The sequence below is a fragment of the Roseovarius sp. B-10 genome (assembly GCF_056859295.1).
The window spans coordinates 58,145-71,672 of the sequence record NZ_JBSXOE010000029.1; the positions used below are offsets into that span (position 1 = coordinate 58,145).

At 64.5% G+C, this 13,528-nt stretch carries 13 protein-coding genes; 3 read left to right on the forward strand and 10 right to left on the reverse strand.

Features of this window, described 5'->3' with window-relative positions; translation table 11 throughout:
* Positions 1-82: 82 nt before the first annotated feature.
* Positions 83-1,840, reverse strand: a complete 1,758-nt coding sequence (locus tag AC13D8_RS07555; protein ID WP_482968346.1) for a cytochrome D1 domain-containing protein — start codon at positions 1,838-1,840, stop codon at positions 83-85.
* 211 nt (positions 1,841-2,051) lie between these two features.
* Here AC13D8_RS07555 and AC13D8_RS07560 point away from each other — a divergent pair, with 211 nt between their 5' ends.
* From AC13D8_RS07560 to AC13D8_RS07570, 3 genes are all read left to right on the forward strand, one after another.
* Positions 2,052-3,995 (forward strand): 4Fe-4S binding protein, encoded by a 1,944-nt coding sequence (locus tag AC13D8_RS07560; protein WP_482968347.1) that lies wholly within the window; start codon positions 2,052-2,054, stop codon positions 3,993-3,995.
* A gap of 151 nt (positions 3,996-4,146) precedes the next feature.
* Positions 4,147-4,854 (forward strand): Crp/Fnr family transcriptional regulator, encoded by a 708-nt coding sequence (locus AC13D8_RS07565; RefSeq protein WP_129431354.1) that lies wholly within the window; start codon positions 4,147-4,149, stop codon positions 4,852-4,854.
* The gene (locus tag AC13D8_RS07570; RefSeq protein ID WP_482968348.1) at positions 4,836-5,417 is read left to right on the forward strand and encodes a DUF4202 domain-containing protein; all 582 of its coding nucleotides are present in this window, start codon (positions 4,836-4,838) and stop codon (positions 5,415-5,417) included. The genes AC13D8_RS07565 and AC13D8_RS07570 overlap by 19 nt, the downstream gene beginning before the upstream one ends.
* Here the strand turns inward: AC13D8_RS07570 and AC13D8_RS07575 are convergent.
* From AC13D8_RS07575 to AC13D8_RS07615, 9 genes are all read right to left on the reverse strand, one after another.
* Positions 5,414-5,683: a nitric oxide reductase F protein gene (locus AC13D8_RS07575; protein ID WP_482968349.1), complete on the reverse strand. Its 270-nt coding sequence runs from the start codon at positions 5,681-5,683 to the stop codon at positions 5,414-5,416. The two genes, AC13D8_RS07570 and AC13D8_RS07575, sit on opposite strands and share 4 nt — an antisense overlap.
* A gap of 5 nt (positions 5,684-5,688) precedes the next feature.
* Positions 5,689-6,237 carry a cytochrome c oxidase subunit 3 gene (locus AC13D8_RS07580; RefSeq protein ID WP_482968350.1) on the reverse strand — a complete coding sequence of 183 codons (549 nt, stop codon included), beginning with the start codon at positions 6,235-6,237 and terminating at the stop codon, positions 5,689-5,691.
* Positions 6,234-8,171 (reverse strand): nitric oxide reductase activation protein NorD, encoded by a 1,938-nt coding sequence (locus AC13D8_RS07585; RefSeq protein WP_482968351.1) that lies wholly within the window; start codon positions 8,169-8,171, stop codon positions 6,234-6,236. The genes AC13D8_RS07580 and AC13D8_RS07585 overlap by 4 nt, the downstream gene beginning before the upstream one ends.
* 9 nt (positions 8,172-8,180) lie before the next feature.
* Positions 8,181-8,993 carry a CbbQ/NirQ/NorQ/GpvN family protein gene (locus AC13D8_RS07590; RefSeq protein ID WP_104018204.1) on the reverse strand — a complete coding sequence of 271 codons (813 nt, stop codon included), beginning with the start codon at positions 8,991-8,993 and terminating at the stop codon, positions 8,181-8,183.
* Positions 8,994-8,998: 5 nt separating this feature from the next.
* Entirely contained in the window at positions 8,999-10,363 is a 1,365-nt protein-coding gene (locus AC13D8_RS07595) for a cbb3-type cytochrome c oxidase subunit I (RefSeq protein WP_482968352.1), read from the reverse strand.
* Between the two features lie 15 nt (positions 10,364-10,378).
* Positions 10,379-10,831 (reverse strand): c-type cytochrome, encoded by a 453-nt coding sequence (locus AC13D8_RS07600; RefSeq protein ID WP_482968353.1) that lies wholly within the window; start codon positions 10,829-10,831, stop codon positions 10,379-10,381.
* 229 nt (positions 10,832-11,060) lie between these two features.
* Positions 11,061-11,894, reverse strand: a complete 834-nt coding sequence (gene fghA, locus AC13D8_RS07605) for an S-formylglutathione hydrolase (RefSeq protein WP_129431493.1) — start codon at positions 11,892-11,894, stop codon at positions 11,061-11,063.
* 29 nt (positions 11,895-11,923) lie between these two features.
* The gene (locus AC13D8_RS07610) at positions 11,924-12,856 is read right to left on the reverse strand and encodes an AEC family transporter (RefSeq protein ID WP_482968354.1); all 933 of its coding nucleotides are present in this window, start codon (positions 12,854-12,856) and stop codon (positions 11,924-11,926) included.
* 126 nt (positions 12,857-12,982) lie between these two features.
* Complete coding sequence (locus tag AC13D8_RS07615) at positions 12,983-13,438, reverse strand: DUF4214 domain-containing protein (RefSeq protein ID WP_482968359.1); 456 nt, start codon at positions 13,436-13,438, stop codon at positions 12,983-12,985.
* Positions 13,439-13,528 lie beyond the last annotated feature (90 nt).

Consider the following 13,528-nt stretch of genomic DNA (forward strand, 5'->3'; position numbering starts at 1 on the left):
TGTCCTGGCTCCTCGGCTTGGCTCGGGGTTCATTCGGGAAAGGTGCCGGGGACCCGCCCTAGCGGGACCCCGGCGGCGCGCGTCAGTAGACGTCGGCGCGCGTGTTGTAGACGTTGAACTTGCCCGTGGGCGTGATCAGGCGTTCGTCCTTGATCACCTTCTTGAGCTCCAGCGTCTTGTCGTCGATCACCACGAGGGCCGATTCCTTGTCCGCCGCGTTCCAGACCGAGAACCATATTTCATCACCGGCCTTGTTGAACTCGCCCTGCACCACGCGGGGCTGGCCATCGGTGATCCCGGCCCATTCCACCAGTGGCAGAACGGTGTATTCGGGTTCTTCCTGCGCGAGGTCGGCCACATCGAACACGACGACCGAGCCTGACACTTCGGCATCCGGATTGAGCGGCGCATCGACATAGAGGTGCTCCGATTCCGGGTGTGTCTTGACGAAAAGCGATCCGCCGCCCATCGCATAGACCTGCTGCACCATTTTCCAGGCATGCTCGGGATGGTCCACGGGATCGGTGCCGATCATGGCGACGGTTTCATCGCCCAGGTGCGAGGTGACCCAGACCGGCCCGTAGGTGGGGTGGTCGATATTGGCCCCCCGGCCCGGGTGCGGGGTGAGGCCTTGCGTGTCGATCACCGCCTCGACATCGCCTTCCTTGGTGTCGAGCACCACCACCTTGTTGCGTGCATTCGCCGCCGTCAGGAAATAGCGCTTGGTACTGTCCAGCCCGCCATCGTGCAGAAAGCGTTCGGCCTCTACCTCGGTGATTTTGAGGCTTTCGATGTTGGAATAATCCACCAGGTGGATCTTGCCGGTTTCCTTGATGTTGACGATGAACTCGGGGTTATAGTGCGACGACAGGATCGCCGCGACGCGCGGCTCGGGGTGGTAGATCTGTTCGTCATAGATCATTCCGCGGGTCGACTTGATCTTGAGGGGCTCCAGCGTGTCGCCATCCATGATCACGTATTGCGGCGGCCAGTAGCTGCCGGCGATCGCATACTTGTCTTCCCAGCCTTCCATCTTGGATGTCTCGACCGAGCGCGCTTCGGTTCCGACCTTGATCTCGGCCACCGTCGCCGGGGTCTCCATCCACAGGTCGATCATGTTGATCCTGGCGTCGCGGCCAATCACCAGCAGATAGCGGCCAGAGGCCGAGATGCGACTGATATGCACCGCATAGCCGGTGTCGATCACCGCCTTGATCTCATAGCTGGCCCCGTCGATCAGGGCGATTTGCCCGGCATCGCGCAGCGTGACCGAAAACAGGTTGTCGATGTCGATATCGTTCATCTTCTCGGTGGGCCGGTCCCCGGGGGCGACGTGTACCTTCCAGCTTGCCTGCATCTCGGGCATGCCGAATTCCGGTGGTGCCGCGGGATCCAGAAGCAGGTAGCGCGCCATCATGCCGACCTCGTCCTCGGTCAGGTCGCCCGATGTGCCCCAGTTGGGCATGCCGGCGGGCGAGCCGTAGGTAATGAAATCGCGCAGGTATTCAAAGCCGTTCTCACGGGTAATGTCTGTGGTCAGCGGCTTGCCGGTTGCGCCCTTGCGCAGCACGCCGTGACAGCCCGCGCAGCGTTCGAAATAGATGGTGTTGGCCTTCTGGTATTCACTTGGTGTCATCACCGGGTCGCCGGGTTTACGCCCCGGTATTTCGACCTGAAGCTGGCCGAGCGTGGTCATGCTGGGCTCATAGGCCGCCGCGGGGCCGTCAGCATGGTCGGCGGGCTTTGCCTCTTGGGCCTGGGCGCCTGAGATGGCCAGCCCGAGGGCGAGGGCCGCGCTTGACAGCAGCGTGGCGCGCCATGTGGCTTTCCTGGGTATCATTTGGGTTTCTCCAATTCCGCTGGTGAGGCAGGGTCGAGCCTGCGTCGGGTGCGGGGTGATCTCCTTGACCAAAGTCAACGCTCGCCGCTCGACCTGGCGCGACAAGCGGTGGATGATGCGCGCACTCCTAGCTTTCTGTCTGATCGCTCTTTTGTGGCCCTTCGGGTCTCTATGGGCGCAGGGTGTGGCGCGGCCCGGCTTAGAGCGGACGATGTCTCCTGCCGTTCCCACCCGCGAGATGGCCGCCGAACTCCTTGATCTCGATGGGCCGCTGAGCGTGACCCGGCAGGACGAGGCTGTGCCGGGCTGGCAGGTCTCCGGGCGGACAGGTGTGGTGGGCTTCATTGCCTCGACTTGGGAGGTGACGCGGTCAGTTGGTTATTCGGGCCGCCCGCTGGATATGCTCGTGGCCGTGGACATGAAGGGCCGTATCGCCGGGGCGCGGCTCATGCGTCATGCCGAGCCGATCCTGACGCTGGGTCTGGCGGACGATGACATGGCGCGCTTCGTCGGTGGCTTTGCCGGGGTCGATCTGGCCGATCCGGGCGGCCCCGGCCCGGGGCCGGATATGCCTGACATCATCTCGCGCGCCACGGTCTCCACCGGGGTGATCCGCGATTCGATCCTGCGCACCGCGCGCACGTTGGCCATCGCGCGCGGGCTGTTGCCGGGCGGCGGGATCGACCGGGTGACATATAAGCCCCGCGACTGGGCTACGCTGATGGGGCAGGGGGCCATCACAAGCCGCAAGGTAACCCTGACCGAGGCGGCCGAGGCGCTGGCCGACGCCAAGGTGCCGGTGCCGACGGGCGATGCGCCTTTCATAGAGCTATACGCGGCCCTGCTCGATCCGCCCATGATCGGTCGCAACATCCTGGGCCAACAGCAATATACACGCTCGGTGGGGGCGCTTGGCCCCGGGGAAACCGCGCTTTTCGTCGCCTCGCGCGGGCTTTACTCGCATCGCGGCACCGCATGGCGTCAGGATGGCGTGTTCGACCGGCTGACGGTGGTGCAGGGGGAGGCGCGCCTCGCGCTGGTCAAATCCGGCTACACCCGGATCGACGAGCTGGCCATCGAAGGCGCCCCCGAGTTCAAGGAACGCAGCATTTTCCGCCTGCCGGGCGACGGGTTCGACCCCACGCAGCCCTTCACGTTGGAATTGACCGCCACCCGCGCCACAGAGACGGACGAGGCCAGCTTTACCGCCGATCTGGGTTACGCACTGCCTGCCGCCTATATCACCGAGCCGCCCGCCGAGCCCGCCCCGCTCTGGCAAGAGCGTTGGCAGGAAAAGCGACTTCAGGTCGCCTCCGTCATGGGCATGATGGCCGCGCTCACGCTGATCCTGCTGGCGCAGGAATGGATCGTCCGGCGCAAACGGCTGTGGCTGGGGCTCCGGCTGGGATATCTCACCCTCACGCTCGTGTGGCTGGGCTGGGTGCTGGGTGGGCAATTGTCGGTCGTGCAGGTGGTGGCTTTCGTGCAGTCGCTGCTTTCGGGCTTTCGCTGGGAGACCTTCCTGATCGAGCCGGTTATCTTCACGCTCTGGTCCGGCGTGGCGCTGGGCCTGCTGTTCTGGGGGCGCGGGGTATTTTGCGGCTGGCTCTGTCCCTTCGGGGCGCTGCAGGAGTTGACAAACCTCGCCGCGCGCCGTCTGGGCGTGCCGCAGATCACGGTGCCGCACGCGGTGCATGAGCGGCTCTGGATCATCAAATACACGCTCTTTCTGGCGATCCTCGCGCTCAGCTTCTACTCGATGGACCTGGCGCTGCGTCTGGCCGAGGCGGAACCGTTCAAGACCGCCATTTCTATGCGGATGATGCGCGCCTGGCCGTTCGTCGCCCTTGTTCTGGTGCTGCTTCTGGCGGGACTCTTCATCGAGCGGTTCTATTGCCGCTATCTCTGCCCGCTCGGCGCGGGGCTGGCGATCCCGGCGAAGTTACGGGTCTTCGACTGGCTGCACCGCCGCCCGCAATGCGGCCGCGAATGCCGACTTTGCGAGACGAAGTGCACCGTCGGTGCGATCGACCCGCTGGGGCGCATCAACCCAAATGAATGCGTGCTCTGCCTGCGATGTCAGGTGGTGATGAACGATCCGGGGACGTGCCCGGTGCTCAAACGTCGCCAACGCCGGACCGAAGCCCCCACATGATGGCCGGTCCCGTGCCAGGCCACTCTCCGGCAAGGTCCTGACAGGAGAACCGAAGCGTTGACAGGGACAGCCTGTCTGCCAATGGACCGGCGGCAGCCATTGCGCTAAGACTTGAGGCGAAGAACGTGCTCTGGTCGATGGTTTGATCCTCATGAAGAAATCCGAGAGTCTAGAGATCGCAAAAAGATCGCTGCTGCTGGCAAACCTGCCGGAGCAGGTGACCGACGCATTACTGAGCGATGCGTCGATCCGTGAATTCGCCCGGGGAGAAACGGTTTTCCTGCAGGGAGAGAATGCGAGCGTGATCCACGTGGTTCTAGACGGGTGGGTCAAGCTTTACAGAATTGCGCCGAATGGCAGCGAGGCCGTCGTCAACGTGTTTACGCGAGGCCACAGCTTTGGCGAGGCGGTGGCGTTTCGGATGCAGCCCTATCCGGTGTCGGCCGAAGCCGTGACCGATTGTGTTCTCATGCAGATTCCGGCGCGTCGTTTCATCTCTATCCTGCATCGGGAACCGGAAGTGGCGATTGCCGTTCTGGCCTCGACCTTCCAGCACCTCCATGATCTTGTCGGGCAGGTCGAGCAGATCAAATCGCAGACCGGCGCGCAACGTGTTGCGGATTTCCTGATACATCTTTGCACCCGCGATTCAGGGACCTGCGTGGTGACGCTGCCTTATGACAAGGTGCTGATTGCCGGGCGGTTGGGAATGAAACCCGAGAGCCTGTCGCGGGCATTTGCCAAGCTGAAACCCGTTGGAGTGCATATCGCACGCCACAACGCCACCATAGACGATATCGAGGCGCTGCATGACTATGCCGAAAGAGATCCGGCAGACGCATGGGGCAAGGCACTGTGAACAGGCTCGAACTTGCCCTCGCCGCGATTGATGCGGCCAACGCGCACGACCCCGACACGAAAGAGGGGCAACCGGCCGCGCAGCTTTATGGCCAGAGAATGAGCGCGGAGTTGTCCAGGCTGTTTCCCGATGCCTCGGAGCCGTTGCAGATCGCCGCGCGGGGTCAGCATATCGAACGCTGGATCATGAAAAGGCAGGAGTTTCCGGAGGGGCGTGCCGGGTACCTGGAATGGCGCACCGAGCTTGCCAAACATCATGCCAAGCGCGTGGGCGAGATCATGCAGCGCGCGGGCTACGACCGGGCCGACGCCGAGCGCGCGGGCCGCATGATCCGCAAGGAGGGCATCAAGCGCGACCCGGAGGTGCAGGCGTTGGAAGATGTCATCTGTTTCACCTTCCTGAAGTGGTATTTCGCCCCCTTTGCGCCCACGCAGGACCCGGCAAAGCTCGAAAGGATCGTCGTCAAGACGGCGCGCAAGATGTCGGCGCAAGGGCGCGCGCGCGTGCTTGACGAGTTTGACCTTCCCGAGACATTAGCCGCGGCGTTCCGGTCCCGAGCCTAGCCCAGGCCCGGCGCGAGGTAGAGGCCGAGGAGGACGAGGCAGAACAGGGCGAGCGCGATCTCGAACCCGCGCCGCCAGAATGGTGCCTGCGCCAGCCCGAGGTATTGCGCAAGGATCACCCGGGCCTTGAGCCATGCGAGTGTCAGGATGGACACCCCGGCGATCGCCGTGAGGCCCGGCGGCCAGAGCCAGAGCGACAAGGCGGTCGAGCCGAAGCTGAGCCCGATCAGCACGGCCCAGGCGCGCAGCAGGGGATCGCGGGGCATCGCGGTCACCTCAGCAGGTAGATGACCGGAAAGAGCAGCACCCAGACCAGATCGACCATGTGCCAGAAGGCCGTCCCCGCCTCGATGTTGCGGGGCGCGTCCTGCCATGCGACCAGGGTGAGAACCACCACCCCCGCCAAAACGTGCGCGGCGTGAAAGCCGGTGAGCAGGTAGTAAAAGGTAAAGAACGGGTGCGTGTCCCAGGCGATGCCCGCGCCCGCCTTGGCCGCGTACTCCACGGTTTTGATGATCAGGAACACTACGCCCAGCATGGCCGCACCGAGAAGCGCAAGACGCGCCATGCCGCGCCGGGCGCATTCGCTCTGACGCAAGGCGAAAGCGGCGAGTGCGCCGGAAGTAATGAGCACGACAGTGTTGACCCCCGCCCAGGTGCGGTAGAGCGCGTCCTGCGCCGTGGCAAAGCCCGCAGGGTCCGTGATCCGCACGGCGAGAAAGGCCGCGAGACCTGCGCCGAACACCAGCAGCTCGCTGACGATCAACACCCAGATCATCAGATCGCCGGGCAATTCGTCGAAAACGCTTGCGTCGCTCATGCGCCGACCAGTTCGCGGTAGATCATCGGCAGTGCCTCGGTCAGGCGTTCGGGGTGTGGGATGACGTGAAAGCCGCCCTGCCCGAACATCCGCGCGAACCAGCTTTTGGCCTGTTTGTCGACGGTGATGCCAAAGACCGACTGCCCGGCGCGGCGCGCTTCGCGCACTGCCATCGCGGTGTCCTCGATGCCGTGACGGCCCTCGTAATGGTCGAGGTCGTTGGGCTTGCCATCCGTGATGACCAGCAGCAGGCGACGCTTGCGCGCCTGTTGCGCCAGACCGGCAGATGAATGGCGAACTGCGGCCCCCAGGCGGGTGTAGAAGCCGGGGCGAAGCGCTCCGATGCGCTGCTCGACCATCCCGGTCATTGGTTCGGCGAAATCCTTGCAGGTCTGGATATAGACGCGGTCGCGCTTGAGCGACGAAAAGGCGTGGATGGCGAAATCGTCGCCGCAGGCATCCAATCCCCAGGAGAGTGCCGCCAGCGCCTCGCGTTCGATGTCGATCACGGCGCGGTCGCCCACCGCGCTTTCGGTGGAGCGTGACACGTCGAGCAGGATCGACACCGCGAGATCGCGCGCGATGGGGCGGGTTTGCCGCCATATGCGGTTGGTGCCCGCGCCGTTGGCCAGGATATCAACCCGCGCACGCACCGCCGCCTCCATGTCAAGCTCGTCACCGTCCAACTGGCCGGGGATCGAGATGCGCCCGGGGCGCAGAGCCTCGAACTGACGTCTGACATGGGTGATGCGGCGGGCCGCGCGCGGGTCCTGGCGGAAGGAGGGGGCGCAATCCTGAGGCTCCGCCAAGCTATCGAGGATACGCACATGGTCGGGCAGGTATGCGCCGCTGCGCGTGTCCCATTCCGGGTAGGTGGTGATGCCTGAAATACGCTCGCGGTCCACGTCCTCGGGGGCGAGGTCGAGATGTAGCTTGAGGCGGGTCGCGGGGGCCTTGGAAACCTGTCCGAGGCCGATTTCCTCCTGATCGTCGGCGGCCTTCTTGGCCGAGTCGGGATCGTCGTCATCGACCCGGCGGTTGAGGTTGAGGAACTCCGCCCAGCTCAGGATCGCCTCGAACTTGTGCAGGATCAGGCTGTCGCGGCGATCGGCCTGATCGGCCTTGCGGCGGCGGGCGCGGTGGGTCTTGTTAGAGCCCTCCTCGGGCGGGCCGTCGGCATCGCGGCTCTCGACCTCGTCGCGGGCCGAAAGGATCAGTTCGCGCAGGTCGGGCCAGAGCGCGACGGGCCGGTAGGAGCGATAGCCGCGCGGGGCGGTGATGGTGGGGAGGTCGCCGGTCTCAAGCGCGGTCTTGAACGCTTGGGCGCGGTCGCAAAGTGGTGCGGGATCACCCAGCAGATGCCGGATCAGCGCCTCGATGGCGGCCTCGCTGCGCGGCAGGCCATTGGCGGGGCGATAGTGCAGCGTGGCCGAGCAGAGGCCATTGTAGAGGTCGCGCAGCCCCGGCGCGGTGACCAGCGCGGCCTTGGTCATCTCATGCGCCGCGCGCAAGGATAGCAGGTCGGCGCGCAGCGGGTCTGGGTCGGTCGCGGGATCAGGCGCATGGGCCACAGCCGCCGCGAGCCAGAGGTAGAGCGCGCCATTGGCCTCGCGCGAGGGAAAGAGCGCCAGTGTATCGGGCAGGCGCAGCACCTCGCCGTCGAAGCTGGTGCGGGGTGTCATTTCCGCCTCGGCGCCCAGACGACGCAGGAACCGCAGGCGGTGGCGCGAAACCTCTGGCGAGACCGGCCTGATCTCGACCGACGGCGCACCCCCCAGCCCTCGGAAAAAGACTGCCAGCCGCCCGCTGACCTCAGAGAGGTCAACCGCGGCTCCGTGATGCACTTGCGGCGCATCGAGGCGACTGGCAAAAGCGTGCCACAGCTTCCCGACGGTTTCTTCGGGCTCCCATGGCTCGATTTCGATCCCGGTCATGGCCATGCCTCACCCAAAGACGGCCGTCACGAGATCGAGGAGCCCGCGTTTGATATCCGCGTCATCGGTCAGGGGCTGGATCATCGCCGCCTCGATGGCGCGCTCGACCGGCATTCCCGTGGCGATGAGGGTCGCGGCGTAGATGACGAGACGGGTCGAGACACCCTCCTCAATGTCCTGGCCCTTGAGGGTGCGCAGCTTGCCGGCGAGGCGCACGAGGGCGCGGGAGCGCTCCTCCGGCAGACCGGATTCACGACTGACGATCCGGGTTTCCAGATCGGGGGCGGGAAAGTCGAACTCCATCGCGACGAAGCGCTGCCGGGTAGAGGGCTTAAGCGTTTTCAGGATGTTCTGATATCCCGGGTTGTAGGACGCCACGAGCATGAAGCCGGGGGCGGCCTCGATCTCTTCGCCGGTGCGGTCGATGGGCAGGATGCGGCGGTCATCGGTGAGCGGGTGCAGCACCACGGTCACGTCCTTGCGGGCCTCGACCACCTCGTCGAGATAACAGATCGCACCTTCGCGCACCGCGCGGGTGAGCGGGCCATCGACCCAGACCGTCTCGCCACCCTTGAGCAGGTAGCGCCCGATCAGGTCTGCCGCCGAGAGGTCATCGTGACAGGCCACGGTATAAAGCGGGCGGCCAAGCGTTGCGGCCATATGCGCCACGAACCGGGTCTTGCCACAGCCCGTCGGCCCCTTGAGCAGCACCGGCAGATCGTTCTGGCTCGCCGCCTCGAACAGCGCGCATTCCCCGCCTTGTGCGAGGTAGAAGGGGGCGGTGGCCGCCCCCTTTTGTTGCAGGGTCATATCTCCGTCCATCGGTCTCACTCCGCTGCGACCGAAGGCTCGGCCGAGATGATCTCGCGCCGCGGCATGGCCAGAGAATAGATCAGCAGGACTACGCCGAGGAACACCACCACGCCTGCGCCAAAGCGCATCCAGTAGAAGATTTCGATCTGGTCCTGGACGTTCATGTAATATTCGCCCAGCACGCGCTGCATGTGCGTTTGCACCGTGCCCGCGAAGGTCAGCGTGAAGGTCATGAACACCATACCACCTGACATCAGCCAGAACGCCGCCATGTTGAGCACCTGATTATAGGGATCGCGGCCCCGCAGGATCGGCAGCGCGTAGGTGAAGATCGCGATGTTGAGGCAGACATAGGCGCCGTAGAAGGCGAGGTGCCCGTGCGCCGCGGTGATCTGCGTGCCGTGGGTGTAGTAGTTGACCCCGTGCAGCGTGTGCAGGAAGCCCCAGACGCCTGCGCCGAAGAAGGCAAGCGTGGCGCAGCCCAGCGACCACAAGAGTGCCGCCTTGTTGGGGTGGTCGCGCCGTCCCTTCCAGACCATGACGAAGGCAAACGCCATCATCGCGAAGAAGGGGATCACCTCCAGCGAGGAGAAGATCGAGCCGATCCACTGCCAGTAACCCGGCGTGCCGATCCAGTAGTAATGGTGCCCAGTGCCTAGGATGCCCGAGAAAAGTGCTGCAGCAACAATGACATAGAGCCATTTCTCCACCACCTCGCGGTCCACACCCGTGAGCTTGAGCATCAGGTAGGCGAGGATCGACGCCATGATCAGCTCCCACACGCCCTCGACCCAGAGATGGACGATGTACCACCAGTACTGCTTGTCCACGGCGAGGTTGTGGGGATTGTAGAAGGCGAAGAGAAACAGCAGCGCCAGCCCCCACAGACCTAGGAGCAGGATGTTGGAAATTGCGGTCTTTCGACCCTGAAGCACCGTCATCGAGACGTTGTAGAGAAAGATCAGCGCGGCGACGACGATGCCGATCTTGACCCAGACCGGCTGTTCGATGAATTCGCGCCCCTCCTTGCCCAAGAGCCAATGCCCCTCGAACAGGTTGAAGAGATAGGTCACGACGACGCCCAGCGTGCCGACCACGAGAATGATCAATTGCAGGTATGCCAGCTTGGGCGAGTGGATTTCGCGCTCGGCCTCCTCTGGGATGAGGAAGTAGGCCGCTCCGAAAAAGCCTAGCAATAACCATACGATGAGAGAGTTTGTATGCAGCATTCTGAGCGTGCTGAACGGCACCAGGTCGCTTAGGAAATTGGGGCTGACATAGACCCAGCCCACCAGCAGGCCGCCGATGATCTGGATGAGAAAGAGCGCGAGCGCCACCGAGAAGTAGGCCAGCGCGATTTTCTGCGTTTCGTATTTCATTGATCCGGTCCTTTCTCAGCCCGCGTCATTGGGCGGCCAGCCCTGTGCGTCGATGGAATCGACCCAGCGCAGGAAATCGGCGAGGCCGCGGGTCTCTTCCTCGGTCAGCTCGAAATAGGGCATCTGGCGACGCCCCTCGATGCCGCTGGGTTGCGACTTGATCCAGCCGTCGAGCATCTCGTAGGCTCCCTCCGGGTCGTCGGCCACACCCCAACGGGTAGTGACATTTGCCAGTTCAGGCGCAAAATATGCGCCCTCGCCCATGATCGAATGACAGTTGATGCAGGTCTTGTCCTCCCAGACCTTCTTGCCCAGTGCGACGCTCTCGGTCAGGGTCTCGGCATTGGTCGAGGTGGTGACGATATAGCGATGCGAGTGCACCGACAGACCCACGAAGATGATGATGAAGAACAGTGACCCCCCGTAAAATATGTTTCGGGCCATGCTCTTGGTCATGACTTCGCGCATGATGATCTCCTTTGCGCGTTGATGCGTGTGGGGGGGACAGTGCGCCGGGCGCGCGGCGTGCTCCTTGACAATTGTCAACGGCGGCGCGCGAACGAACGGCGCTGGCGCACGGGCGCCCGACCCGGCGAATGCGCTCGCTGGTGGCAGATGGATCAGGGACGAACCTGCAGGTTCGGGGAGCGAACGGCACGGTTCGCCCCCGAACGGCGCGCGGTTGGTTTACGCGCTGTTAGTCGCGCCAGAGGGCCTCGGCGTGAAAGCCGACATGCTCTTCCATGAACGTCGCGATGAAGAAGTAGCTGTGGTCGTATCCCGGCTGCATCCGGAAGCTGCCCTGCTGGCGGCGGCCGATGGCGGCGGTGGCGAGGGTTTCGGGGCGCAAAAGATCGAGGAACTGGTCGGAGGTGCCGGTATCGACGAGCATCGGCCCGTCGAAGCCGCGTTCGGCCATCAGCAGGCTCGCGTCATGGGCGGCCCAGGCGCTCTCGTCCGGGCCGAGATAAGCGGCGAACTGCTTGCGGCCCCAGTCGCCGCCGGTGGGGTTGCAGATCGGCGAGAAGGCCGAGACTGAGCGGAACCGCCCCGGAAGCGACATCGCAAGCGTCAGCGCCCCGTGCCCGCCCATCGAGTGGCCGGTGATGGCCTGCCGGTCCATGTCGAGCGGAAACTCGGCGCCGAGGAGCGCGGGCAACTCGGTGGCGACGTAGTCCCACATGCGGAAATGCGGTGCCCAGGGCGCTTCGGTGGCGTTGACGTAGAAGCCCGCCCCCTGACCGAGATCGAACGCCTCGTCATCGGCCACACCCTCGCCGCGCGGGCTTGTGTCGGGAAACACGAGCGCGATGCCCTGCTCGGCGGCCCAGCCCTGTGCGCCGGCCTTGACCATCGCGTTCTCGTGGGTGCAGGTCAGCCCCGAGAGATACCACAGTACCGGCACCGGGCCGCTCTGCGCCTCCTCGGGCAGGAAGAGCCCGAAGGTCATATCGCAGCCGCAAACCTCGGAGGCGTGGGTGTAGACGCCCTGCCTGCCGCCGAAGCAGGCGTTTTCGGAAACCGTGTGCATCATGGTCCTGTCCTTTCGTCGTCTTCGTGTCAGTAAAGCGCGCCGGTCCAGCCGATCACCGCCGAGACGCTGAGCACCGCCACGGCGGTGGAGATGAAGATCGCCGAGGACACGCGGCGCGGCGCGACCCCGTAGCTTTGCGCGATGATGAACACGTTTCCCGCCACCGGCAAGGCCGCCGCCGCGATTACCACCGCCGCCGAAAAGCCCGGCATGTCGAACACCCACAAGAGCGAGATTGCCACCGCCGCCGGGTGCAGCACCAGCTTGCAGAATGAGAGCCAGCCCGCCACGTGGGGCCGCTCGGCGGCCTTTTCCGCCAGCGACGCGCCGATGGCGAACAGCGCGCCGGGCGTGGCCGCGCCGCCCAGAAGCGCGAGGAAGGCGTTCATCGTGTCGGGGATTGGCAGGTCGAGCGCGGACCACGCGAAGCCCGCGGCAATGGAGACGATCATCGGGTTGCGGATGAGGCCGCCGCCGATGCTGCGCAGGATCGCGGGCGACATGCGCCCGTCGCGCGCGCCGGTGATGAGGATGACCACCAGCGAGCCGAACACCAGCAGATCGACCGCCAGCACCAGCATCACCGGGCCGATGGCCGCCTCGCCCATCAGCATGGCGAGCATCGGCACGCCGAGAAATCCCACGTTGCCGATCACCGCGCATTGCGCCTCGATCGCAGCCGTCTCGACCCGCTGGCGGCGAAGCATCGCCACCAGTGTCGCCAGCAGGTAGACGACGAGGCTGGCCGAGAGGTAGGCCGCGACGAGCCGCCAGTCGAGCACCTCGGCGAGCGACAGGTTGGCGGAGAAGCGAAACAGCATCGCCGAGAGCGCGAAGTAGAACACGAACTTGGTGAGCCAGGCGGTGCCCGCGGGCGAGAAGAAGCCGCTGCGCCCGGCCCCGTAACCGAGGCCGATGAGAAGAAAGAAGGGCAGGGTCTGGAAGAACACGCCGAGCATGGCGGGCACTGGTAGCAGGCTGGCCCGGCACGTCAATCGGCAAGAGGACGTAGCGAGGGGCGGTACGAGGTAGCGGGATCCGCAGAAGGCGCCGTTCAGAGCGATCTCGCGGATTGGACGGTGTCGTCAGGCAATGGCGAACGGATCATCCAGCACCCCGACAAGCGGCATGAGGAATTCGCCGTTCGTCGGGTCCAGCGCATCTGCATAAAATTGATCCGTGGCGCCGATCGCGTCTTCGATGCTCTGCTGTGATCCATCGAACAGTTCCATGACTTCGAGCCCATTCAGAGGGTCCGACATGCCTTTGATGACGGTGAAGTAGATGCCGATATCGACCTTGTTCTCGATATAGTCGATATCCGTGCCTTGCGCCCCGCTGAGAAGTCGCGAAATAAAGCCGTCCCGCGCGACTCTGCCCGAATTCAAATGCCGCAGCCGGAAGTCGCAGCCGCCTTGGGCGGGGTGGCGCTCGAGAACGTTGTTGTAGACTGCCTCGACAAATTCAGCGTTGGACGACTCGTCCGGGTACAGCACCCGGGTCTCGTCTGCGGTATCGAACCGGGCGGCGATCTCTTCCAGGTCCGTCCGTTACTGAACGTCGTCGCCCAGAAATACAGGCCCGTCGCGTCCGGGGCCCGGTTGAAATACGCGATGTAGAGCTCGATCAGG